Below are 22970 nucleotides of genomic sequence, written 5' to 3'. Positions count from 1 at the left end.
TGCGCGCGCCGGCACTGGCAAGCCTCGGCATCCCGCCGGAGGAGCGCAATCCATGACCACCACCACGACCGCCACCGGCCCGCGCCGCCCGCGTCCCGTTCGTCTCATGCTGTGGGGCGTCCTCGCGGGGCTTCTCAGCCTGCCCGCGATCCTCGGCTTTCCGTGGACCGCCTCGGACTTCGTGCTGATGGCGTTGATGCTGGGCGCGCTCGGCGGGGGCATCGAGTATCTGTTCGCCCGCTCCGCCAACCCCTTCGCGCGGGCGGGCTCGGCGATGCTGGTGATCGTCTGTTTCCTCACCATCTGGGTCAATCTCGCGGTCGGGATGATCGGATCGGAGGACAATCCCTACAATCTCCTCTTCATGGGGCTGGTCCCGGCGGCGATCGCGGGGGCGGTGCTGGTGCGCTTCCGGCCGGCGGGCCTCGCATGGATCGCGCTTGGCTGCGGGCTCGTCCAGGCGGCGCTGGCGCTGGAGGGAATGGCCGCCGATCCGCGCGGCGGGCGCTTAAGCCTGCTCTTCGTCGTCTTCTGGCTGATCGCGGCGGGCCTGTTCCGCGCGGGAGCGAGGCGCTAGGGCTCTTGCCCATGATCGACCCCATCAGCTTCGAGCCCCATGACGACGACCTCAGCGTGACCGGCTTTGCCGAGCGGTTCGAGCCGCAGGGGCGGGGCGACGCGATGCTCTACCTCGTCAGCCCGCAGGAAGTCGGCGGAGCCTTCCCCGACCGCCTGCGTGCGGCGCTCGACGGCGGTCCCGTCGCGGCCTTCCAGCTGCGGGTGAAGGGCGTCGACCAGCATGCGCTGGCGAAACTCGCCGAGCCCTTGCAGGCGATCTGCGCCGAGCGCGAGGTCGCCTTCATCGTCAACGACGACATGGGCCTGGCGAAGCGAATCGGCGCCGACGGGGTGCATCTCGGGCAGGACGACGGAGATCCGCGCGAGGCCCGCGCCTTGCTCGGCCCCAATGCGCAGATCGGCGTTACCTGCCACGACAGTCGCCACCTCGCGATGGAAGCCGGCGAGGCGGGAGCCGACTACGTCGCCTTCGGGGCCTTTTTCCCGACCACCACCAAGGAAGTGAAGCACGTCCCCGAGCCGGACATCCTCGGCTGGTGGGCGACCTTGTTCGAGATCCCCTGCGTCGCCATCGGCGGGATCACGCCCGAGAATGGCGGGCCTTTGGTCAAGGCCGGGGCGGATTTCCTCGCGGTCAGCGGCGCGGTGTGGAATGCCGCCGATCCGGCCGCGGTGGTCAGGGCGTTCCAGCCCTTGCTCGTTCGGGGTTGAGCGGGCTGTCGTCGAACCCGGTGAGCAGCGCTTCGACATTGTCGTAAAGCGCGATCGCTCCTTGGAGCTCGGTCTCCGGGAACAGTCCCGAGCGGACCGCGACCGTGGCGATCCCCGCGGCGCGGGCGGCAATGATGTCGAACGGCGTGTCGCCGACCGCCAGCGCCTCGCCGGGAGCGACCCCGGCCTTGGCGGCGGCGGTCTCGAACACGTCGGGGCAGGGCTTGGAGCAACCGACGTCGTCGGCGCTGCTCCAGCCGTCGACCAGCGCGCGGGCATCGAGGACGTCAAGGTGGCGCTGCAGTTCCTCGCGGGTCGCCGAGGTGGCGAGCATCACCTTCAGACCCGCGTCGCGGCAGCGGGCGAGGAGGTCGCGGGCCCCGGGAAAGGGCTTCAGGCGGTGCAGGTAATGCTTGCGGAACAGGCGGTGGTGCGCCTCGACCAGCGCCTCGGCATCGGCGTCGGCGATATCGGGCAGCAAGGCCCGGACGAAATTGTCGCCGCCTTGCCCGACCTGCGCGTGGATTTCGCCCAGACGGAAATCGTGACCGGCTGCGTGAAAGGCCTCGGCCCAGGCAAGGACGTGGAAGTCGTTGCTGTCGACGAGTGTGCCGTCGATGTCGAACAGGATCGCGCGGAGCATGGCCGCTGAACGAGGTAGGGGCGCGACCGTTGCCGGGCGCGCCCCTTTTTTGTCATTCGAAAGCGCCGCCGCTCAGAAGCGGAAGCCGCCCTTCAGCGCCAGCTGGCGGCGCTGCAGGTTGATGCCCTCGAACTTGCCGAAGTCGGAGTAATTGGCTTCGACACCGACATAGGCGTTCCGGCCGAGGTTGCCCTCGACGCCGAGGCCGCCCCCGATGCCGCCCTTGGTGTCGCTGGCCGAGAAGCCGGTGTCGACCGCGGTCAGCTTGATGTTCGAGTAGCCGAGCTTGAAGTAACCGAGCACGCCACCGAGGCCGACGCCGATACGGCCGCCGAGCTGGTAGTTGCGGCCGACCTTGATCGCAGCGCTGCTGGTTTCGTCCTCGAGCTTGACCGAGCTTTCCTCGAGGCTGGCATAGGGGCCGACGGTGACGGTCGGGCTGACCGCGAGGTCGTAGCCGATCTCGCCGCCGTAGCTCACCGCGCTGCCGAGCTTGTAGACGTCGCCGTCGCCGCTGACGGTCGGGGTCTCGTAGCCGAGACGAATTTCGCCGCGGAAGCCGTCATAATTGTTCGGCGTGCCGGTGGTGGTCTGAGCCAGCGCGGGCGAAGCGGCCGCGAGCGCGATCGCGCTCACGAGTAGAGTACGCATTGATTACCCCCCATTGGGTTGAAAGCGGCAGAGGCTTCTGCCGCGCGGCCGCTTAGGGGCGGTTTTGCCGCCACTCAAGGGCGGCACGGGAAAGAAGCGTGGCTTTGCTCGTTACGGACGCAAACTCTTTCTGTTCGAGGTGTGCCCGTGTCCAATCTGCGTCGTTCCACTCTTGTAGCCGCGTCGGTCCTGTCCCTGGCGCTCGGCGCGCAGGCCGTTGCCCAGCCCGAGGCAAAAGCTCCCAAGACCGCCGCGCAGTGGGTGCCGCCCGGAACCGCAGGCTCGCCGATCGACGCGACCATCTTCCATGCCCAGGTGCTGCTGGATGTCGCCGGTTTCCCGAGCGGCGTGATCGACGGCAAGAAGGGCATGGTGTTCGAGCAGGCGCTGCGCGGCTTCCAGCAGAGCAAAGGCCTCAAGCAGACGGGCGAACTCGACGGGCCGACCCGCCAGGCGCTGCTCCAGCAGGACCGCCGTTCGACCCAGCTGCTCGAACTGACCGACACCGACGTCGGCGGGCCGTTCGTCTATCCCTTCCCCAAGAAGCCCGAGGACCAGGCCAAGCTCAAGGGCCTCGGCTATCGCAACATGCTCGAGAAACTGGCCGAGCGCTTCCACACGACCCCCGACACGATCCTTGCGCTGAACGGGCCAGACAAGCTGATCGGGCGCGGCCAGAAGCTGGTCCTCCCCAACATCCTGCCGCAATCGCGCGACTATGCCGGGGCCATCGACGACAAACAATCGGGCCTGCTCGGTCTCTACAATGTCGACGCCACCCAGCCGCAGGGCAATTTCATCGTCGTCGACAAGAGCGAGGGCGTGCTCCGGGTCTATCAGGGCGAGGTGCCCGCCGGCGCCTACAGCAGCGAGAAGAACCGCGGCGCCCCGCCCAAGCTCACCGACAATCCGGGCAAGCTGGTCGCCCAGTTCCCGGTGACCATGGGCTCGACCCACGATCCGCTGCCGCTGGGCAAGTGGAAAGTGCCGACCTTCGCCTTCGACCCGCCCTTCCACTACCAGCCCAATCTGTTCTGGGACGCCAAGGACAAGAGCGCCGACGACAAGATGCTTCCGCCGGGGCCCAACGGGCCGGTGGGGGTCGCCTGGCTCGACCTCACCAAGGAGCATTACGGGATCCACGGCACGCCCGCGCCCGAGACCATCGGCCGCGCGGAGAGCCATGGCTGCATCCGCATGTCGAACTGGGACGTGATCCGGCTGTCGCGGATGATGAAGCCGGGCTTCACCGCGATCTTCCAGGGCTAGGGAGCGGGGCATGAGCGGGAGATCGCTGAGCATCTTCGGTAATGCCGTGGTGTTCGCGGTGCTGGCGCTGGGCGGCTGGCTGTGGTGGCACAATGTCACCCGCAGCGCCGATCCGCCCTCGGGCGCCGTGGCGGTCCTGTCGGAAACGGCATCCCAGGTCGGCGTCGATGCCGCGGCGGGGGCGCCGAGGGTCGCGAGCCCGGCTCGGACGGGACCGCTTCAGCTTGGCCCGACCGGGCTCGCCATCCCGGTGGTCGGCATCAAGGCCAGCGAGCTGACCGACACGTTCACGCAGAGCCGGGCGGGCGGCGCGCGGGTCCACAATGCGATCGACATCATGGCCCCGCGCGGGACGCCGGTGATCTCGGCCAGCGACGGGACGGTCGAGAAGCTCTACTTCTCGCACGGCGGGGGCGGGATTTCCGCCTATGTCCGCTCGTCCGACGGCGCCTGGATGCATTATTATGCGCATCTCGATTCCTATGCGCCGACCCTCAGGGAAGGCGCGCGGATCCGGCGCGGGGATCCGATCGGCATGGTCGGCTCGACCGGCAATGCCAGCCCCGACGGACCGCACCTTCACTATGCCATCTATCGCATGGCACCGGGCGAGCGCTGGTGGCAGGGGACGCCAATCAATCCCTACCCGCAGCTTGCCGGGAAAGGCGGGAGAGGCTAGGGGGCGCGCCACGGTTTCGGCCGGGCTCTTTCAACTCGTAGAAGCGGTAGTAGCGATCCATGAAGATCAGCGGCGTGGACATTCGTCCCGGCAACATCATCGAATATGAAGGCGGCATCTGGCGTGCGGTGAAGATCCAGCACACCCAGCCCGGCAAGGGCGGCGCCTACATGCAGGTCGAGCTGAAGAACCTGCGCGACGGTCGCAAGAACAATGTCCGCTTCCGCTCGGCCGAGACGGTCGAGCGCGTCCGCCTCGACACCAAGGACTTCCAGTTCCTTTATCCCGAGGGCGACATGCTCGTCTTCATGGACAAGGAAACCTACGACCAGGTCAGCCTGCCGCGCGACCTTCTCGGCGACGCCGCCGCCTTCCTCCAGGACGGCATGGACGTGGTGATGGAGCTCTACGACGAGGAAGCCATTTCGGTGCAGCTTCCCGACACCATCGAAGCCACGATCGTCGAGGCCGACGCGGTGGTGAAGGGGCAGACCGCCTCGTCGAGCTACAAGCCCGCCGTCCTCGACAATGGCGTGCGCGTCATGGTCCCGCCGCACATTTCGAGCGGCACCCGGATCGTGGTCGACGTCTACGAGCAGACCTACGTCCGCCGCGCGGACTGAAGACAAGGAACGCCGTTAGTCCCGAGCGAAGTCGAGGGACGTGGTCGGGCAGTGCCTCGACTTCGCTCGGCACGAACGGAGAAATAAGTTGGTAAGTCACTCCGGCCTCATCGCCGTCATGCAGAAAGCGGCCCGCAAGGCCGCCCCGCGGCTGCGCCGCGACTTCGGCGAGGTCGAGCAGCTGCAGGTCTCGAAGAAGGGCCCCGGCGACTTCGTCTCCATGGCCGACAAGCGCGCCGAGCAGACGCTCGTCGAGGAATTGCGCGCGGCCCGGCCCGACTGGGGCTTCCTGCTCGAGGAAGGCGGGGCGATCGAGGGCAATCCGGCCAAGCCGCGGTTCATCATCGATCCCTTGGACGGGACGACCAACTTCCTCCACGGAATCCCGCACTTCGCCATCTCGATCGCGGTCGAGGAGAAGAAGCCCAACGGCCAGCCCGACATCACCCATGCGCTGGTCTACCAGCCGCTGACCGACGAGACCTTCTGGGCCGAAAAGGGCCGCGGCAGCTGGCTCCACGACCGCCGCCTGCGCGTGTCGGCGCGGCGCTACCTCGACGAGGCGCTGATCGGGACCGGGATCCCGCACCTCGGCCGGTCGGACGCGGCGCAGTGGACCAGGATCTACGCCGCCATCGCCCCCGAAGTCGCCGGGATCCGCCGGTTCGGCGCCGCCAGCCTCGACTTCGCCTGGGTCGCGGCGGGCCGGATGGACGGCTTCTGGGAAGACGATCTCGACATCTGGGACAGCGCGGCGGGCATCCTTCTGGTCAAGGAAGCGGGCGGGTTCGTCTCCGATTTCCGGGGCCAGGACCGGATGGTCGAGCGGCGCGAATATCTCGCCGCCAACGGCGATCTCCACAGCCGGCTGCACAAGCTGGTGGCGGGCGCGCTGCGCGGCTAGGGCAACTTACGCCCACAGTACCGGTTGTCTCTCCAACGGCCCTGTTCTAGAGGGCCGCCAAGCCTGTTTTGCGGAGTCTCTTCGTGGCCTCAACCGCCGCTCAATATCTGCCGATCCTGCTGTTCCTGGCGGTCGCCCTGGGACTGAGCGGCATCTTCGTGGTCGCGCCGATCATCGCGTCCAAGTTCACCGGCACCGACCGGCCCTATGCCGAGAAGCTGACCGAATATGAGTGCGGCTTCCCCGCCTTCGAGGACAGCCGCTCGCAGTTCGACGTCCGCTTCTACCTGGTCGCGATCCTGTTCATCGTGTTCGACCTCGAAGCGGCCTTCCTGTTTCCCTGGGCGGTGACGCTCAAGGACACCGGCTGGATGGGGTGGGGGGCGATGATGCTGTTCCTCGCCGAACTGGGTCTCGGCCTTGCCTATGCCTGGAAGAAGGGAGCGCTCGAATGGGAGTGATGCTCGACCCCGCGGCGAACCCCCATCCGACCGAGGAGGAGATCGCCCGCGCCTATGGCCTGACCCCCGGCAGCCCCGAGCATGCCCGCTTGACCGAGATGGGCAAGGACCTCGACGAGAAGGGCTTCCTGGTCACGTCCGCCGAGGACCTGTTCACCTGGGCCCGGACGGGCTCTTTGTGGTGGATGACCTTCGGCCTCGCCTGCTGCGCGGTGGAGATGATCCACGTCAACATGCCGCGCTACGACCTCGAGCGGTTCGGGGTCGCCCCGCGCGCGAGCCCGCGTCAGTCGGACGTGATGATCGTCGCCGGCACGCTCTGCAACAAGATGGCGCCGGCGCTTCGCCGGGTCTACGACCAGATGGCCGAGCCGCGCTACGTCATCTCGATGGGCAGCTGCGCCAATGGCGGCGGCTATTATCACTACAGCTACAGCGTCGTTCGCGGTTGCGACCGGATCGTGCCGGTCGACATCTATGTCCCGGGCTGTCCGCCGACCGCCGAGGCATTGCTCTACGGGATCATGCAGCTGCAGCGGAAGATCCGCCGCGAAGGGACGATCGAGCGGTGAGCCATTCCGCACCCAGGACCGCGTCCAACGAGGGCGTCATCGCCGCCGCCGAGAAGGCGCTCGTCGGCCTCGTCCTCGAGACCAAGGACCATGCCGACGAGATCACGCTGACGGTGCAGCGCGAGGGCCTTGCCGAGGCCTGCCGCCGCTTACGCGACACGCCGGGCCTCGAATATCAGCAGCTGATGGAGATCGCCGGGGTCGACTATCCCGAGGCGCCCGAGCGCTTCGAGGTCAACTACCACCTCCTCAGCCTCACGCAGAACCGCCGCATCCGGGTCAAGGTCCGGACCGACGAGCGGACCCCGGTGCCGACCGTCACGACTTTGTGGCCGGTCGCCGGCTGGCTCGAGCGCGAAGTGTTCGACCTTTATGGCGTGACCTTCGCAGGGAACGCGGACCTTCGCCGAATCCTCACCGATTACGGTTTCGAGGGCCATCCGCTGCGCAAGGACTTCCCGCTGACCGGCTTCACCGAGATGCGCTATTCCGAGGCCGAAAAGCGCGTGGTCTACGAGCCCGTGAGCCTCGCCCAGGACTTCCGCAGCTTCGACTTCCTGACCCCGTGGAACGGCCCGGAATACAGGCTGCCCGGCGACGAAAAGGCCGAGCCGCAGGCCGCCGGTGCGCCGTCGCCGGCTCCAGCCAAGGCCGAGGAGCCCAAGGTCGCTCCCGCCGCGGGCGCGGGCGAGCGCAAGGGCGAGAAGCCGTACAAGACCGACAACGAGGACCAGGCCACCGCCGGTGCCGCCGAAGCCAAGGCCGAAGCGCGCAAGAGCAACCGCGCCAAGGCCGCCAGGGCCGGCGGCAAGGTGACGGGCACTGACGAGCCCAAGCCTGGTGACAAGGCCCCCAACAGCGGGCCGGAGGCGCAGTAATGCCGACCACGCAAGACACGCTGCCGTTCGAGGACCATCCCAAGACGGTCAGCGAAATCCAGAAGCAGACCCGCACGGTCGAGATCGGCGTCCAGTCCGAGCCGGGCGACGACGTCATCAACAATTACACGATCAACTTCGGGCCCCAGCACCCGGCCGCGCACGGCGTGCTCCGGCTGATCATGGAGCTCGACGGCGAGATCGTCGAACGCTGCGATCCGCACGTCGGGCTGCTCCACCGCGGCACCGAGAAGCTGATCGAATACAAGACCTACGCGCAGGCGATCCCCTATTTCGATCGTCTCGATTACTGTTCGCCGATGTGCATGGAGCACAGCTTCGTGCTCGCGGCCGAGAAGCTGATGGGCCTCGAGGTCCCGATCCGCGCCCAATATATCCGGGTCCTGATGGCGGAGCTGACCCGCATCAAGAACCACATGCTCAATTTGGGCTCCCACATCATGGACGTCGGCGCGATGACGCCGAACCTGTGGCTGTTCGAGCTGCGTGAAGACCTCATGCAGATTTACGAGAGCGTCAGCGGCGCGCGGATGCACGCCAATTACTTCCGGGTCGGCGGCGTCCACCAGGACATCCCGCCCAAGGTGTTCGACGAGATCGGCCGCTTCCTCGACACGCGGCTGCAGTTGTTCGAGGACGCGATCAGCCTCGTCGCCGACAACCGCATCTTCAAGCAGCGCAACGTCGACATCGCGATCGTGTCGAAGGAAGACGCTATTCGCTGGGGCTTCTCGGGGCCGATGATCCGCGGCTCGGGCATCCCCTGGGACATCCGCAAGTCGCAGCCCTACGAAGTTTACGACCGGATGAAGTTCGACGTCCCCGTCGGCACCCGCGGCGACTGCTACGACCGCTTCATGGTCCGCGTCGAGGAGGTCCGCCAGAGCTGGCGGATCGCCCGCCAGTGCCTCAGCGAGATGCCCGCGGGCGAGATCGGGACCAGCGACCGCAAGGTCTTCCCGCCCAAGCGCGCCGAGATGAAGACGTCGATGGAAGCGCTCATCCATCACTTCAAGCTCTACACCGAGGGCTATCACGTCCCCGCGGGCGAAGTGTATGTCGCGACCGAGAGCCCCAAGGGCGAATTCGGCGTCTATCTCGTCGCCGACGGCACCAACAAGCCCTACCGCTGCAAGATCCGGCCGACCGCGTTCAGCCACCTGCAGGCGATGGACTTCATGATGAAGGGTCACATGCTGGCCGATACGACCGCCGTGCTCGGCGCGATGGACATCGTATTTGGGGAGTGTGACCGCTAATGGCCGAGCGTCACTTTGCCCCCGACGTCCCCGAGCTCCGCGAGCGCTGGGGCAATTTCACCTGGGACGCGGCGCATGCGCCCGAAGCCCAGCGCGCGCTCGGTAAGTATCCGGAAGGCCGCAAGGCTAGCGCCGTGATCCCGCTGCTCGACCTGGCCCAGCGGCAGGTTGGCGCCGAGACGGGCACGCAGGGCTGGCTGCCGATCCCGGTGATCGAGTTCGTCGCCGCCGAGTGCGGCTTGCCGCCGGTGCGCGCGATGGAGGTCGCCAGCTTCTACACCATGTTCAACCTGGTGCCGGTGGGCAAATTCCACGTCCAGGTGTGCGGCACCACGCCGTGCATGCTGCGCGGGTCGGACGACGTCCTCAAGGCCTGCTACGCCAAGGGCATGAAGAAGGGGAAGACGACCCCCGACGGCCTGTGGACGCTGACCGAGGTCGAGTGCCTCGGCGCCTGCGCCAACGCGCCCATGGTCCAGATCAACGACGACAATTTCGAGGATTTGACCGAGGAAAGCACGGCCGCGATCCTCGACGCGCTGGCGGCGGGCAAGCCGGTCAAGGCCGGGTCGCAGACCGGGCGCCAGACGAGCTGCCCCGAGGGCGGCCCGACCAGCCTCAAGAAGATGACCGAGCGCAATTACGACTATCGCCCGATGTGGGCCGATGCGGCGCCGGCGGGCGAGGGCGCATGACGATCTTCTCCCAAGGGTCGATCGCCCTGAGCGAAGTCGAAGGGTGCCGGTGCAAGCGTTCGCGCGGGCGTGCTTCGACTTCGCTCAGCACGAACGATCTTATTCGCGGTGAAGGCGCATGAGCATCGCCGTCATCCTCGTCGCGCTCCTGCTCGTCTTCCTCGCCTTCCGCTTCATCGCGGGCGTGGTGAAGTTCGGCGTGATCCTGCTGATCATCGGCGCGGCTTTCTATTTCCTCAGCCAGGGCGGCATGTGATGGGTTACACCGGGCCTCTCGCGGACAAGGACCGCATCTTCACCAACGTCTACGGCTTCCAGTCGCCCGATCTGAAGGCAGCGCAGGCGCGTGGCGACTGGGACAATACGAAAGCGCTGATGGCCGTCGGCCAGGACGCGATCATCGAGACGGTCAAGGCGTCGGGCCTGCGCGGGCGCGGCGGGGCGGGCTTCCCGACCGGCATGAAGTGGAGCTTCATGCCCAAGGAGCCCAAGCCCGGTAAGCCGAACTTCCTCGTCATCAACGCCGACGAGTCCGAGCCCGGCTCGTGCAAGGACCGCGAGATCATCCGCCACGATCCGCACAAGCTGATCGAAGGCGCGCTGATCGCCAGCTTCGCGATGCGCGCGCGGGCCTGCTACATCTACATCCGCGGCGAATATATCGCCGAGGCGCAGGCGCTCGAGAAGGCGATTGCCGAGGCCTATGCCGCGGGCCTCGTCGGCAAGAATGCCGCGGGCTCGGGCTACGACTTCGACATCTTCTGCCACCGCGGTGCGGGCGCCTACATCTGCGGCGAAGAGACCGCGATGCTCGAGAGCCTCGAGGGCAAGATGGGGCGGCCGCGTTTGAAGCCCCCGTTCCCGGCGGGCGCGGGCCTCTACGGCTGCCCGACCACGGTCAACAACGTCGAATCGATCGCGGTCGTGCCGACCATCCTGCGGCGCGGCGCGGCCTGGTTCGCGGGTTTCGGTCGCGAGAAGAACGAGGGCACCAAGCTCTTCCAGATCTCGGGCCACGTGAACCGCCCGTGCGTCGTCGAAGAGAGCATGAGCATCCCCTTCCGCGAGCTGATCGACCGCCATTGCGGCGGCATTCGCGGCGGGTGGGACAATCTCCTCGCGGTGATCCCCGGCGGAAGCTCGGTGCCGCTCGTGCCGGCGGCCGAGATCATGGACGCGCCGATGGACTTCGACGGGCTGAAGGCGCTGGGCTCGGGCCTCGGCACCGCGGCGGTCATCGTCATGGACAAGTCGACCGACATCGTCCGCGCGATCAGCCGCATCAGCTATTTCTACAAGCATGAGAGCTGCGGCCAGTGCACCCCGTGCCGCGAGGGCACCGGCTGGATGTGGCGGATCATGGAGCGGCTGCGCGAGGGCGATGCGTCGCCCGACATGATCGACCGCCTCCACGACGTCACCAAGCAGGTCGAGGGCCACACCATCTGCGCATTGGGCGACGCCGCGGCCTGGCCGATCCAGGGCCTCATCCGCCACTTCCGCCCCGAGCTCGAGCGCCGCATCGCCGAGCGCAACGGCGGCCAGCTTGCCGAGGCGGCGGAATGATCGCGCTCGCCTTCCTCGCCGCGGTCGCCGCGCAGGCGCCGGCTGCCCCGCAAGTCTCGCTGACCGAGATGCAGGATTATGGCCGCTGCGTCGCGAACCGGCAGCCTGGGCGGGCGGCGCGGCTGCTCGACGGCGACTATCGCACCGAGGAATATAACAAGGCGCTGCGCCTGTTCGCGCAGAACATGAACGGCTGCGTCGATCGCGGCGGCCGCCTGCGCAGCGGGCAATTGCTGTTCGCGGGCGCGCTCGCGGAAGGGTTGCTGGCGCGCGAGTACAAGACGGGCCTCGCCGCCGCGCTGGTGACCCCGGCGGTTCCGATCGCCTCGCGCAGCGAGACCGAGACCATGGCCCTGTGCCTCGCGATGAAGGCGCCGGCCGAGACCGAAGCGCTGCTGGCGACCAAGCCCGCGAGCCCCGAGGAAGGCGCCGCGATCAAGCCGCTGGTCGCCGCCCTTCCCGACTGCCTGGTCGAGGGCCAGCAGATGACGCTCAACAAGCCGGGCCTGCGCGCCGTGCTGGCGCTCGCCGCGCTGCGCGTCGCCTCGGCGCCCAAGCCCGCCGGAGCGGCGAAGTGAAGGTCACCGTGATCGCCCTTGGCCTCGCGGCGATGCTCGGCACGAGCCCAGCGGCCGCGCAGGAGCCGCCCCCGCTCGGGACCCGCCTGCCCAAGCGCAGCGAACCGCAGGGGATGCAATTCTCTGCCCGGTCGGCCGCCTTGGCCGGCCAGGAATATGCCAATTGCCTCGTCGAGAAGCGCGGGACTCATGCCCGCGCGATGCTGCTCGCCACGACCGCTGACGAGGTCGGCAAGGCGGAGCGGAGCCTGTTCGCGCGCGGCCTGTCCTGCCAGCAGGTCACCGGCTTCAGCGAGATGTCGGACACCCGCATCATCAACGCCGAGCCGCCGCTGATGCGCGGGATGCTGGCCGAATCCGCGCTGCGCAGCGAGCGCCAGCAGATCGCCGCGCTGCCCGCCTTGCCGCTGCAGAAGGTCTACAGCCGTCCGTGGCTGGGGATGACCGGACGCAACGCGATCGTCGACGAGATGGCGGTCTGCATCACCGACACCAATCCCGCTGCGACCGGCCGGCTGCTTGCCACGAGCCAGTACAGCAAGGAGGAAGGCGAGGCCTTTGCCGCGCTCTCGCCGAGCTTCGCACCCTGCCTGCGCGCGGGCGCCAGGCTGCAGGCCAATCGCCCGTCGATGCGCGCCGCGCTGGCCGACGCCATGTTCCACCGTCTTAACGAGCCGGCCGTCGCCGCCGTGCCGCCAACCGAGAAGCCGTAATGCCCAAGGTCACCGTCGACGGACAGGAAATCGAGGTCCCCGCGGGGGCGACCGTGCTGCAGGCCTGCGAGCTTGCCGGCAAGGAGATCCCGCGCTTCTGCTATCACGAGCGGCTGAGCATCGCCGGCAATTGCCGCATGTGCCTGGTCGAGGTCGCGCCCGGGCCGCCCAAGCCGCAGGCGAGCTGCGCGCTTCCGGCCGCCGACAACCAGGTGATCCGCACCGACACGCCGATGGTCAAGAAGGCGCGCGAGGGGGTGATGGAGTTCCTCCTCATCAACCACCCGCTCGACTGCCCGATCTGCGACCAGGGCGGCGAATGCGATCTCCAGGACCAGGCCATGGCCTATGGCCGCTCGTCCAGCCGGTTCGACGAGAACAAGCGCAGCGTCGACGACAAGTACATGGGTCCGATCATCAAGACGACGATGACCCGCTGCATCCAGTGCACCCGCTGCGTGCGCTTTGCCGAGGAAGTCGCGGGCACGCCCGAGATCGGCATGCTCTATCGCGGCGAGGATGCGCAGATCACCGCCTATCTCGAGCGCGCGCTGACCAGTGAACTGTCGGGCAACCTTGCCGACCTGTGCCCGGTGGGCGCGCTGCTGCAGGCGCCGCAGAGCTTCGAGGCGCGTCCGTGGGAGCTGCGCAAGGTGCCCTCGATCGACGTGATGGACGCGGTCGGGAGCAACATCCGCCTCGACATGCGTGGGCCGCAGGTGATGCGGATCCTGCCGCGGATCAACGAGGACGTGAACGAGGAGTGGATCAGCGACAAGACGCGGCACCATGCCGACGCGCTCGTCCGCAATCGCCTCGACCGGCCGTGGCTGCGCGAAGGCGGCAAGCTGCGCGCGGCGACCTGGGCCGAGGCGCTCGAGGTCTTCGCGGCCAAGCTCAAGAGCGCCGGTTCCAAGGTCGCGGCCATCGCCGGCGACCTCCTCGACGCCGAGACCATGTATGCGGCGAAGAAGCTCCTGGAAGTGCAGGGCTCGTCGCTGCTAGAGGGCCGGCAGACCGGGCTCGACTATGACGTGAGCTCGCTGAGCGCGGTGGCGTTCAACTCGACCCTTGCGGGCATCGAGGATGCCGACGCCATCCTGCTGGTCGGGACCAACCCGCGCTGGGAAGCGCCGCTGGTCAACACTCGCCTGCGCAAGGCGGTGCGGCGCGGGGCGGGCGTGTTCAGCGTCGGCCCGGCGGTCGACCTCACTTATGCCGTGACCGACCTCGGCGACGACCTGTCGCTGCTGGGCAAGCTGCCCAAGGCCGTGACCGACGCCTTTGCCAAGGCCGAGCGGCCGGCGGTGATCGTCGGTCCGGGGGCGCTTGGGGCAGGGGCGCTCGGCGCGGCGCTGGCACTGGTCGAGAGCCTTGGCCTCATCAAGGGCGAGTGGAACGGCTTCAACGTCATCCACACCGCCGCGAGCCGGATGGCCGGACTGATGCTCGGTTATGCCGCGAAGGGCGGGATCGCCGACCTCGAGGCCGCCGGCCCCGAGCTCGTGTTGCTGCTCGGCGCCGACGAGGTCGCGGCCGAGCGCTTCCAAGGCGCCTTCAAGGTCTATGTCGGCCACCATGGCGACAAGGGAGCCCGCATGGCTGACCTCGTCCTTCCGGGCGCGGCCTACAGCGAGAAGCACGGCACCTTCGTCAACCTCGAGGGCCGGGTGCAGCGCGCCGAAAAGGCGAGCTTCCCGCCGGGCGAGGCGCGCGAGGACTGGACCATCTTCCGGGCGGTCTCGGACCTCCTCGGCACGCCGCTCGCCTTCGACCGCTTCGACCAGCTGCGTAGCGCGATGATCGCCGAAGTGCCGCAGCTCGGCACCGAGGGCCTGATCGACCTGCCGTGGAAGGCGCCCAAGCTGTCGGCCAAGGCCGAGGGTCCCGTCGGCCTTCCGGTCAAGGACTTCTACCTCACCAACGCCATCTGCCGGGCCAGCCCGACGATGCAGCGCTGCTCGGCCGAGCTCGTCCACGGCCAGGCTTTCGCGGAGGCCGCCGAGTGACTGCCTTTTTCGAAAATTACATGAGCTTCGAGGCGTCGTGGTTCCTCGCCACGATCATCGGGATCCTCTTGATCGCGCTGCCGCTGATGCTGGCGGTGGCGATGATCATCTATGCCGAGCGCAAGATCTGGGCGGCGATGGCGCTTCGCCGCGGGCCCAACGTGGTCGGTCCGTTCGGCGTGCTGCAGAGCTTCGCGGACGGGCTCAAGGTCTTCCTCAAGGAGACGATCGTCCCGACCAGCGCCAACAAGGGCCTGTTCCTGCTGGCGCCGATCATCAGCTTCACCGTCGCGCTGATCGTCTGGGCGGTGGTGCCGTTCGACGTCGGCGTGGTGCTCTCCGACATCAACGTCGGCCTGCTCTACATCCTCGCCGCCTCGAGCCTTGGCGTCTACGGGATCATCATCGCGGGCTGGGCGTCCAACTCCAAATATCCCTTCTTCTCGGCGCTCCGCGCGGCCGCGCAGATGGTGAGTTACGAAGTCTCGATCGGCTTCGTCCTGGTCTGCGTCGTGCTCTACGCCGGCACCTTCAACATGACCGAAATTGTGCTTGCCCAGAAGGGCAACATCTTCGGCATCCTGAACGGCTTCGGGTTCAATCCCCTGCTGTTCCCGATGGCGGTGGTGTTCCTGATCTCGTCCATGGCCGAGACCTTCCGCACGCCGTTCGACCTGACCGAGGCGGAGAGCGAACTCGTCGCCGGTTTCCAGACCGAATATAGCTCGATGGCCTTCGCGCTCTTCTGGCTCGGCGAATATGGCAACGTCATCCTGATGACGGCGCTGAACGCCATCCTGTTCTGGGGCGGGTTCCTGCCGCCGATCGACTGGGCGCCGCTCTATTACGTCCCGGGCATCATCTGGCTGTTCGCCAAGATGCTGTTCTTCTTCTTCGTGTTCGGCTGGGTCCGCGCGACGGTGCCGCGGTACCGTTACGACCAGCTGATGCGGCTGGGCTGGAAGATCTTCCTGCCGCTGTCGCTGTTCTTTGTCTTCGCGATCTCGGGCTGGCTGATGCTGACCCGTTATGGAGGCGGCGCATGATCGCCCACTGGATCAAGTCGTTCACCCTGTGGGAGCTGGTGAAGGGTCATGCCCTGACCCTGAAGTATTTCTTCAAGCCCAAGGCGACGATCAACTACCCCTACGAGAAGACCCCGCAGAGCCCGCGCTTTCGCGGTGAGCATGCGCTGCGCCGCTATCCCAACGGGGAAGAGCGCTGCATCGCGTGCAAGCTGTGCGAGGCGGTGTGCCCGGCGCAGGCGATCACCATCGAGGCCGAACCGCGTGAGGACGGCAGCCGCCGGACCACGCGCTACGACATCGACATGGTGAAGTGCATCTATTGCGGCCTGTGCGCCGAGGCCTGCCCGGTCGACGCGATCGTCGAGGGGCCGAACCTCGAATTCTCGACCGAGACGCGCGAGGAGTTGCTCTACGACAAGGCGAAACTGCTCGCCAACGGTGATCGCTGGGAACAGGCGATTGCCGCCAACCTTGCCGCCGATGCGGCCTACCGCTAGGCGCCCGGCAATCCCATGATCGCACTCCTCGCCTTCTACCTGTTCGCATTCGTCACCGTCTCCTCGGCGGTGGCGGTGATCTTCGCGCGCAACCCCGTGCACAGCGTGCTGTGGCTGATCCTGGCCTTCTTCAACGCGGCCGGGCTGATGCTGCTCGTCGGGGCAGAGTTCATCGCCATGCTGCTGGTCATCGTCTACGTCGGCGCGGTCGCGGTGCTGTTCCTGTTCGTGGTCATGATGCTCGACATCGACTTTTCCAAGCTGCGCTCGGGCTTCAACCGCAACCTGCCGTTCGGCCTGCTGATCGCACTGGTGCTCCTGGTTGAGATCGGTTTCGCCGTGATGGCGCGGCGCGGCGCTCCGGCGATGGCCGAGGCGCCGGCGACCAACCCGGTGCCCAACATCGAGGCGCTGGGGGCCGAGCTCTACAGCCGCTATCTGCTGCCGTTCGAGCTCGCCGGTCTGATCCTGCTGGTCGCGATGATCGGTGCGATCGTGCTGACCCATCGCAGCCGCGGCGACGTGCGCGGGCAGAATGCCAGCCGCCAGATCTCGCGCCGGCCTGAGGACGCAGTCAAGAACGTCGACCAGCCGGTCGGGGAGGGCATGAAGCTGTGATCGGTCTCGCCCATTATCTCGCCGTTTCGGCGACCCTGTTCGTGATCGGCGTGCTCGGCATCTTCCTCAATCGCCGCAACGTCATCCTGATGCTGATGGCGATCGAACTGCTGCTGCTGAGCGTGAACATCAATCTCGTCGCCTTCAGCGCCTTCCTCGGCGACATGAAGGGGCAGATCTTCGCGATGTTCGTGCTGACCGTCGCCGCCGCCGAGGCCGCGATCGGGCTCGCCATCCTGGTCATCTTCTTCCGCCGGCGCGGGACCATTGCGGTCGACGCGGCCGACTCCATGCGCGGGTAACATGCACCCCATCATCCTCATCGTCTTCCTGCCGCTGCTGGCCGCGATCGTCGCGGGGCTGGGCGGGCGCGCCATCGGCAAGGTGCCGGCCAAGGTCGTCACCACCGGCGCCCTGTTCATCAGCTGCGCATTGAGCTGGCCGGTCTTCATCTCGTTCATGAACGGCTCGGCCGAAGCCTCGGTCGTGCCCGTGCTCGACTGGATCCGCTCGGGTGACCTGGTGGTCGACTGGAGCCTGCGGGTCGACGCGCTGACCGCGGTCATGCTGGTGGTGATTACCACCGTCTCGAGCCTCGTCCACCTCTACAGCTGGGGCTATATGGAGGAAGATCCCTCCCAGCCCCGCTTCTTCGCCTATCTGTCGCTGTTCACCTTCGCGATGCTGATGCTGGTGACCGCCGACAGCCTGATCCAGATGTTCTTCGGCTGGGAAGGGGTGGGCCTCGCCTCCTACCTGCTGATCGGCTTCTGGTACTACAAGCCCTCAGCCAATGCCGCGGCGATGAAGGCCTTCGTGGTCAACCGCGTCGGCGACTTCGGCTTCAGCCTCGGAATCTTCGGGACGTTCCTCGTCTTCGGCACCGTCTCGATCCCGGCGATCCTGGCGGCGGCGCCCGGCATGGCCGGCTCGACCATCGGCTTTGCCGGCCTGCACGTCGATACCATGACCCTGCTCTGCCTGCTGCTGTTCGTCGGCGCGATGGGCAAGTCGGCCCAGCTCGGGCTCCACACCTGGCTTCCGGACGCGATGGAAGGCCCGACGCCCGTGTCGGCGCTGATCCACGCCGCGACCATGGTCACCGCGGGCGTCTTCATGGTCTGCCGCCTGTCGCCGATGTTCGAAGTGTCGCCGACCGCGATGACGGTCGTCACCTATGTCGGCCTTGCGACCGCGCTCTTCGCGGCGACGGTCGGGTTGGTGCAGAACGACATCAAGCGGGTCATCGCTTATTCGACCTGCAGCCAGCTCGGCTACATGTTCTTCGCCGCGGGCGTCGGCGCCTATGGCGCGGCGATGTTCCACCTCTTCACCCACGCCTTCTTCAAGGCGTTGCTGTTCCTCGGCGCGGGTTCGGTCATCCACGCGATGCACCACGAGCAGGACATGCGTTACTATGGTGCGCTACGGAAGGAGATCCCGCTGACCTTCTGGGCGATGGTGCTCGGCACGCTGGCGATCACCGGCGTCGGGATCATCGGGGTGTTCGGCTTCGCGGGCTTCTATTCGAAGGATTCGATCCTCGAGAGCGCCTTTGCGAGCGGCAGCGTCCACGGCCATCTCGCCTTCTTCGTCGGCTCCTTCGCGGCGCTGCTGACCAGCTTCTACAGCTGGCGGCTGATCTTCCTCACCTTCTTCGGCAAGGCGCGCTGGGCTGGCAGCGAGCATATCCAGCACGCGGTCCACGGCGACCATCACGACCACCCGGACGAGGAGCATGGCGACAGCAGCCATTCGACCGCCGCGCCGGTGACGGGCACCGCGGGCTACCACCCGCACGAGAGCCCGTGGTCGATGCTGGTGCCTCTGGGCGTGCTCAGCCTCGGCGCGGTGTTCGCCGGCTTCGCCTTCGAGCATTATTTCGTGAACCCCGAGCATGCCGGGGAATTCTGGAAGGGCGCGCTCGTCTTCAACGAGCATCTCATGCACGCTTCGCACGAGGTGCCGTTGTGGGTGAAGCTCACCCCCGGCCTCGTCATGCTGGTCGGGCTCGCCATCGCCTGGAACAACTATATCCGCGATCCCTCGGCGCCGGGCCGGATCGTCGCCGCCACCGGCCCGATCCACCAGTTCCTGATGAACAAGTGGTATTTCGACGAGCTCTACAACTGGCTCTTCGTCCGCCCGTCGCTCGCCCTCGGCCGCTTCTTCTGGAAGCGCGGCGACGAGCAGACGATCGACCGCTTCGGCCCGCATGGCGCGGCGGTCGCGGTCGGGGTCGGCAATCGCATGACCGCCCGGCTGCAGTCGGGCTATCTCAACTCCTATGCACTGGTGATGCTGCTCGGCCTGGTCGGTGCCGCCACCTGGGTGATGACCCGCTAAGATGAGCTTTCCCATCCTCTCCCTGATGATCGCCCTGCCGCTGCTCGCGGCGCTGGGCTGCCTGTTCCTCAGCGCGCAGGGCGCCCGCTGGCTCGCGCTCGGCGCGACGCTGGTGCTGTTCGTGCTCGGCATCCTGCTGTGGGTGAACTTCCAGGTCGGCGGGCCCGAATGGCAGTTCGTCGAGAAGGTCGGCCTCGGCACGCCCTATCTCAACTGGAACCTCGGCATCGACGGCATCGCGCTGATGCTGATCATGCTCAGCGTGTTCCTGATGCCGATCTGCATCGGGGCGAGCTGGCGCGCGATCGAGAAGCGGGTGCCCGAATATATGGCGGCCTTCCTGCTGATGGAGGCGCTGATGCTCGGCGTCTTCATGGCGCAGGACCTGCTGCTCTTCTACATCTTCTTCGAAGCCGGCCTCATCCCGATGTACCTGATCATCGGCATCTGGGGCGGGGTCGAGCGGATCAAGGCCGCCTACAAGTTCTTCCTCTACACCCTGCTCGGCTCGGTGCTGATGCTGATCGCCATGCTGGTGATGATCGGGCAGGCGGGCACCGGCGACATTCCGACGCTGATGCAGACCAACTTCGCGCCCCAGCTGCAATATTGGCTGTGGCTCGCCTTCTTCGCGAGCTTCGCGGTCAAGATGCCGATGTGGCCGGTCCATACCTGGCTTCCCGACGCGCACGTCCAGGCGCCGACCGCGGGCTCGGTAATCCTCGCCGGCGTGCTGCTGAAGATGGGCGGCTACGGCTTCATCCGCTTCAGCCTGCCCATGTTCCCCGACGCGAGCGCGCAGTTCGTGCCGTTGGTCTTCGGCCTGTCGAGCGTCGCCATCGTCTACACCAGCCTCGTCGCGCTGGTGCAGAACGACATGAAGAAGCTGATCGCTTATTCGTCGGTCGCGCACATGGCGTTCGTCACCTTCGGCCTGTTCGCCTTCAACCGGCAGGGGATCGAGGGCGCGCTGGTGGTGATGCTGAGCCACGGCCTCGTCTCGGGCGCGCTCTTCCTGTGCGTCGGCGTCATCTACGACCGGATGCACACCCGCGAGATCGCCAAGTACGGCGGCCTTGCCGACAACATGCCGGGCTATGCCCTGATGTTCCTGCTGTTCACCATGGCCTCAGTCGGCCTGCCCGGGACCAGCGGCTTCGTCGGCGAGTTCCTGGCGATGATGGGCACTTACAAGGTGTCGACCTGGGGTGCGATCTTCGCGACCACCGGCATCATCCTCGGCGCCGCCTACATGCTCTACCTCTACTGGCGGATCAGCTACGGCACCGCCCGCACCGCCGAAGCCAAGGCGATGGTCGATCTGGACCGCCGCGAGTGGCTGCTGCTGGCGCCGATCGCCGCGGTGGTAATGTGGATGGGCGTCTATCCCGAAAGCTTCATGGCGCCGATGCGCGACGACGTCGGCCGGCTGCTGACCCGGATCGAGCGCGTGACCCCCGCCGGTGACAGCCGCCCGACCCCGGGCAAGCCGGTCGCCACCCAACCCGAACATGCCGCCGGGGAGGCGCACTGATGAACGCCGCTCCGATCCTTCCCGAAATCCTCCTCGGGCTTGGCGCCATCGTCCTGATGATGGTCTCGGCCTTCGTCCGCCGCGCGTCGTCGGTCACCCACTGGGGCGCGATCCTCGTCCTGCTCGGCGCCTGTGCCGCCTTGATCGGCGCGCCGCAGACTGCGGGCGCGGTGTTCGACGGCATGTGGGCCGCCGACAGCTTCGCCGCCTTCGGCAAGGTCATCATCTATCTCTCGGCCGCGGTCGCGATCGTCATGGCGCACAACTGGTTCGAACGGGATCAGGAACATGCCGCCGAATATGCGGTGCTGATCCTGCTCTCGGCGCTGGGCGCGTCGATGATGGTCTCGGCGACCGACCTCATGATGCTCTACGTCGGTCTCGAGCTGCAGAGCCTCTCGGCCTACGTCCTCGCTTCCTACCGCCGCCACGACGAGCGGTCGGCCGAGGCGGGCCTGAAGTATTTCGTGCTCGGCGGCCTCGCCAGCGGCATCCTGCTTTACGGCATCAGCCTTATCTACGGCTTTGCCGGCACGACCCTGTTCACCGGCATCGCCGCGGCCTTCGCCGATGGCGGGGCGACCAACCTCGGGCTGCTGTTCGGGCTGGTGTTCACGCTCGCCGGCCTCGCCTTCAAGATCAGCGCCGTGCCGTTCCACATGTGGACCCCGGACGTCTACGAAGGCGCCCCGACCCCGGTCGCGGCCTTCTTCGCGGCGGGCCAGAAGGCGGCGGCGATCCTGCTCGCGACCCGCGTCTGCCTCGACGCCATGGGTCCGGCGACGAGCCAGTGGCAGCAGATCGTGATCTTTGCGGCGCTGGGCTCGATCATCCTCGGCGCGGTGGCGGCCTATGGCCAGACCAACATCAAGCGCCTGCTTGCCTATTCGTCGATCAACAATGTCGGCTTCGCGCTGGTCGGCCTCGCCGCCGGCGGCCGCGCGGGCGCGCAGGCGGTGCTGCTCTACGTCGCGGTCTATGTCGTGATGACCTTGGGCGCCTTCCTCTGCGTGCTGCGGATGCGCGACGCCGAGGGCCGCCCGGTCGAGAGCCTCGCCAGCCTGTCGGGCCTATCGCAGACGCGGCCCGCGCTGGCGCTGGCGCTGGCCATGTTCATGTTCAGCCTCGCCGGCATCCCGCCGCTGTTCGGCTTCTGGCCCAAGCTGATGGTCTTCCAGGCCGCGGTCGGGGCGGGGCTCAACCTCCTCGCGCTGGCCGCCGCCGCGCTGACGGTGGTCGGGGCCTATTATTATCTCAAGGTCATCAAGGTCATGTATTTCGACGCGCCCGCCGAGGCTTACGCCCCGGCCCGGAGCGGGCTCGAAAGCGCGCTGATCGCCGTGACCGCGCTGGTCATCAGCCCGGTCGGCTACCTGCTGATCCGCCCCTTGAGCGACCTTGCCGCCAATGCGGCGAGCGTGTTCTGAGCCCGCTGCCGCGCATTCGTTTCGTCGAGCGGACGGGCTCGACCAACACCGACCTGCTGGACGCCCCCGACGCCCATGAGGGCGACTGGCTGGTCGCGGCGCGGCAGGACAGCGGGCGTGGGCGGCAGAATCGGAACTGGGAAAGCCCGGCCGGCAATTTCCACGGATCGACGCTCGTCCGGCTCCAGCCCGGCGATCCGCAGCCGAGCAGCCTCTCGCTCGCCGCCGGCCTCGCGCTGATCCGCGCGGTCGAGGCGGCGGCGCCGGCCACCGGGCTCATGCTCAAGTGGCCGAACGACCTCCTGCTCGGGAGCGCCAAGCTTGCCGGGATCCTGCTCGAGCGGCAGGGCGACCGGGTGGTTGCCGGCTTCGGGGTCAATCTTGCCCATGCGCCCACGATTCCAGGGCGCGAGACCGCCGCTCTGTCGGGAATCGCCCTCGTCAGTCCCGAGGCCTTCGCCCCGCTGCTCGCCGCCTCCTTCGCCCGCGAACTGGCCCGCTGGCGGAGCGATCCCGAGGGTCTCGTCGCCCTCTGGCTCGAAAGCGCGCATCCCCTTGGCGCGCCGCTGTCGGTCCATTTCTCGGCCGAGGAGAAGATCGAGGGCCGTTTTGCCGGTCTTGCCGAGGACGGCGCGCTCCGGCTCAGCTTGCCAAGCGGCGAGGAGCGGCGCATCCACGCCGCCGACGTAAGCCTCGGAACCGCGTAACC

Annotated in this window: 26 protein-coding genes; 24 read left to right on the top strand and 2 right to left on the bottom strand. The window is 67.3% G+C overall.

Annotated features, from left to right (window positions below):
* Window positions 1-52 precede the first annotated feature (52 nt).
* Entirely contained in the window at window positions 53-577 is a 525-nt protein-coding gene (locus BS69_RS0105145; RefSeq protein ID WP_037504383.1) for a hypothetical protein, read from the top strand.
* Between the two features lie 11 nt (window positions 578-588).
* Window positions 589-1290: a thiamine phosphate synthase gene (gene thiE, locus BS69_RS0105140; RefSeq protein WP_029940903.1), complete on the top strand. Its 702-nt coding sequence runs from the start codon at window positions 589-591 to the stop codon at window positions 1288-1290.
* Here thiE and BS69_RS0105135 read toward each other — a convergent pair.
* Both BS69_RS0105135 and BS69_RS0105130 read right to left on the bottom strand, forming a co-directional pair.
* Entirely contained in the window at window positions 1256-1933 is a 678-nt protein-coding gene (locus tag BS69_RS0105135; protein ID WP_029940902.1) for an HAD family hydrolase, read from the bottom strand. The genes thiE and BS69_RS0105135 overlap by 35 nt on opposite strands.
* Window positions 1934-2005: 72 nt before the next feature.
* Window positions 2006-2584: an outer membrane beta-barrel protein gene (locus BS69_RS0105130; RefSeq protein WP_084184294.1), complete on the bottom strand. Its 579-nt coding sequence runs from the start codon at window positions 2582-2584 to the stop codon at window positions 2006-2008.
* 147 nt (window positions 2585-2731) lie between these two features.
* On the opposite strand from BS69_RS0105130, the gene BS69_RS0105125 reads away from it, so the two are divergent.
* The 22 genes from BS69_RS0105125 to BS69_RS0105020 all read left to right on the top strand — a co-directional run bounded on the left by BS69_RS0105125 (window position 2732) and on the right by BS69_RS0105020 (window position 22968).
* Window positions 2732-3853, top strand: coding sequence for a L,D-transpeptidase family protein (locus BS69_RS0105125; protein WP_245605109.1), 1122 nt, complete (start codon window positions 2732-2734; stop codon window positions 3851-3853).
* A gap of 10 nt (window positions 3854-3863) precedes the next feature.
* Entirely contained in the window at window positions 3864-4532 is a 669-nt protein-coding gene (locus BS69_RS0105120; protein WP_029940899.1) for a M23 family metallopeptidase, read from the top strand.
* A 59-nt stretch (window positions 4533-4591) separates the two neighbouring features.
* Complete coding sequence (gene efp / locus BS69_RS0105115) at window positions 4592-5155, top strand: elongation factor P (protein WP_029940898.1); 564 nt, start codon at window positions 4592-4594, stop codon at window positions 5153-5155.
* Window positions 5156-5243: 88 nt separating this feature from the next.
* Window positions 5244-6059: an inositol monophosphatase family protein gene (locus tag BS69_RS0105110; protein ID WP_029940897.1), complete on the top strand. Its 816-nt coding sequence runs from the start codon at window positions 5244-5246 to the stop codon at window positions 6057-6059.
* Window positions 6060-6142: 83 nt separating this feature from the next.
* Window positions 6143-6520: an NADH-quinone oxidoreductase subunit A gene (gene ndhC, locus BS69_RS0105105; protein ID WP_029940896.1), complete on the top strand. Its 378-nt coding sequence runs from the start codon at window positions 6143-6145 to the stop codon at window positions 6518-6520.
* Between the two features lie 98 nt (window positions 6521-6618).
* Window positions 6619-7092: a NuoB/complex I 20 kDa subunit family protein gene (locus tag BS69_RS0105100; protein WP_156957009.1), complete on the top strand. Its 474-nt coding sequence runs from the start codon at window positions 6619-6621 to the stop codon at window positions 7090-7092.
* Window positions 7089-7970, top strand: a complete 882-nt coding sequence (locus BS69_RS0105095; RefSeq protein WP_084184292.1) for an NADH-quinone oxidoreductase subunit C — start codon at window positions 7089-7091, stop codon at window positions 7968-7970. The genes BS69_RS0105100 and BS69_RS0105095 overlap by 4 nt, the downstream gene beginning before the upstream one ends.
* Complete coding sequence (locus tag BS69_RS0105090) at window positions 7970-9250, top strand: NADH-quinone oxidoreductase subunit D (RefSeq protein WP_084184290.1); 1281 nt, start codon at window positions 7970-7972, stop codon at window positions 9248-9250. The genes BS69_RS0105095 and BS69_RS0105090 overlap by 1 nt, the downstream gene beginning before the upstream one ends.
* Window positions 9250-9945: a complex I 24 kDa subunit family protein gene (locus tag BS69_RS0105085; protein WP_029940892.1), complete on the top strand. Its 696-nt coding sequence runs from the start codon at window positions 9250-9252 to the stop codon at window positions 9943-9945. The genes BS69_RS0105090 and BS69_RS0105085 overlap by 1 nt, the downstream gene beginning before the upstream one ends.
* 118 nt (window positions 9946-10063) lie before the next feature.
* Window positions 10064-10201, top strand: coding sequence for a hypothetical protein (locus tag BS69_RS14410; RefSeq protein WP_169738057.1), 138 nt, complete (start codon window positions 10064-10066; stop codon window positions 10199-10201).
* Window positions 10201-11511, top strand: a complete 1311-nt coding sequence (nuoF, locus tag BS69_RS0105075) for an NADH-quinone oxidoreductase subunit NuoF (RefSeq protein WP_029940891.1) — start codon at window positions 10201-10203, stop codon at window positions 11509-11511. The genes BS69_RS14410 and nuoF overlap by 1 nt, the downstream gene beginning before the upstream one ends.
* The gene (locus BS69_RS0105070; protein ID WP_029940890.1) at window positions 11508-12089 is read left to right on the top strand and encodes a hypothetical protein; all 582 of its coding nucleotides are present in this window, start codon (window positions 11508-11510) and stop codon (window positions 12087-12089) included. Before nuoF ends, BS69_RS0105070 begins: the two co-directional genes overlap by 4 nt.
* The gene (locus BS69_RS13610) at window positions 12086-12802 is read left to right on the top strand and encodes a hypothetical protein (protein ID WP_029940889.1); all 717 of its coding nucleotides are present in this window, start codon (window positions 12086-12088) and stop codon (window positions 12800-12802) included. Before BS69_RS0105070 ends, BS69_RS13610 begins: the two co-directional genes overlap by 4 nt.
* The gene (nuoG, locus tag BS69_RS0105060) at window positions 12802-14811 is read left to right on the top strand and encodes an NADH-quinone oxidoreductase subunit NuoG (RefSeq protein ID WP_029940888.1); all 2010 of its coding nucleotides are present in this window, start codon (window positions 12802-12804) and stop codon (window positions 14809-14811) included. The genes BS69_RS13610 and nuoG overlap by 1 nt, the downstream gene beginning before the upstream one ends.
* A gap of 20 nt (window positions 14812-14831) precedes the next feature.
* Window positions 14832-15857, top strand: coding sequence for an NADH-quinone oxidoreductase subunit NuoH (gene nuoH, locus BS69_RS0105055; protein WP_425423534.1), 1026 nt, complete (start codon window positions 14832-14834; stop codon window positions 15855-15857).
* On the top strand, window positions 15854-16336 hold the full coding sequence (gene nuoI, locus BS69_RS0105050; protein ID WP_029940886.1) for an NADH-quinone oxidoreductase subunit NuoI: 483 nt from the start codon (window positions 15854-15856) through the stop codon (window positions 16334-16336). The genes nuoH and nuoI overlap by 4 nt, the downstream gene beginning before the upstream one ends.
* 15 nt (window positions 16337-16351) lie before the next feature.
* Window positions 16352-16954, top strand: a complete 603-nt coding sequence (locus tag BS69_RS0105045) for an NADH-quinone oxidoreductase subunit J (RefSeq protein WP_029940885.1) — start codon at window positions 16352-16354, stop codon at window positions 16952-16954.
* Window positions 16951-17256: an NADH-quinone oxidoreductase subunit NuoK gene (gene nuoK / locus BS69_RS0105040; RefSeq protein WP_029940884.1), complete on the top strand. Its 306-nt coding sequence runs from the start codon at window positions 16951-16953 to the stop codon at window positions 17254-17256. The genes BS69_RS0105045 and nuoK overlap by 4 nt, the downstream gene beginning before the upstream one ends.
* Window position 17257: 1 nt before the next feature.
* Window positions 17258-19300 carry an NADH-quinone oxidoreductase subunit L gene (gene nuoL, locus BS69_RS0105035; protein WP_029940883.1) on the top strand — a complete coding sequence of 681 codons (2043 nt, stop codon included), beginning with the start codon at window positions 17258-17260 and terminating at the stop codon, window positions 19298-19300.
* Between the two features lies 1 nt (window position 19301).
* The gene (locus tag BS69_RS0105030; protein ID WP_029940882.1) at window positions 19302-20834 is read left to right on the top strand and encodes an NADH-quinone oxidoreductase subunit M; all 1533 of its coding nucleotides are present in this window, start codon (window positions 19302-19304) and stop codon (window positions 20832-20834) included.
* Window positions 20834-22261, top strand: a complete 1428-nt coding sequence (gene nuoN / locus BS69_RS0105025; protein ID WP_029940881.1) for an NADH-quinone oxidoreductase subunit NuoN — start codon at window positions 20834-20836, stop codon at window positions 22259-22261. Before BS69_RS0105030 ends, nuoN begins: the two co-directional genes overlap by 1 nt.
* A complete protein-coding gene (locus BS69_RS0105020) occupies window positions 22258-22968 on the top strand; it encodes a biotin--[acetyl-CoA-carboxylase] ligase (protein ID WP_342665814.1) in 711 nt (236 codons plus the stop codon). The genes nuoN and BS69_RS0105020 overlap by 4 nt, the downstream gene beginning before the upstream one ends.
* The last annotated feature ends 2 nt before the right edge of the window (window positions 22969-22970 follow it).

The organism is Sphingomonas astaxanthinifaciens DSM 22298, from assembly GCF_000711715.1.
In the GTDB taxonomy this organism is placed as follows: Bacteria; Pseudomonadota; Alphaproteobacteria; order Sphingomonadales; family Sphingomonadaceae; genus Sphingomicrobium; species Sphingomicrobium astaxanthinifaciens_A.
Note: the sequence above shows the minus strand (reverse complement) of the source record. Positions and strands in the feature narration are given on the sequence as shown.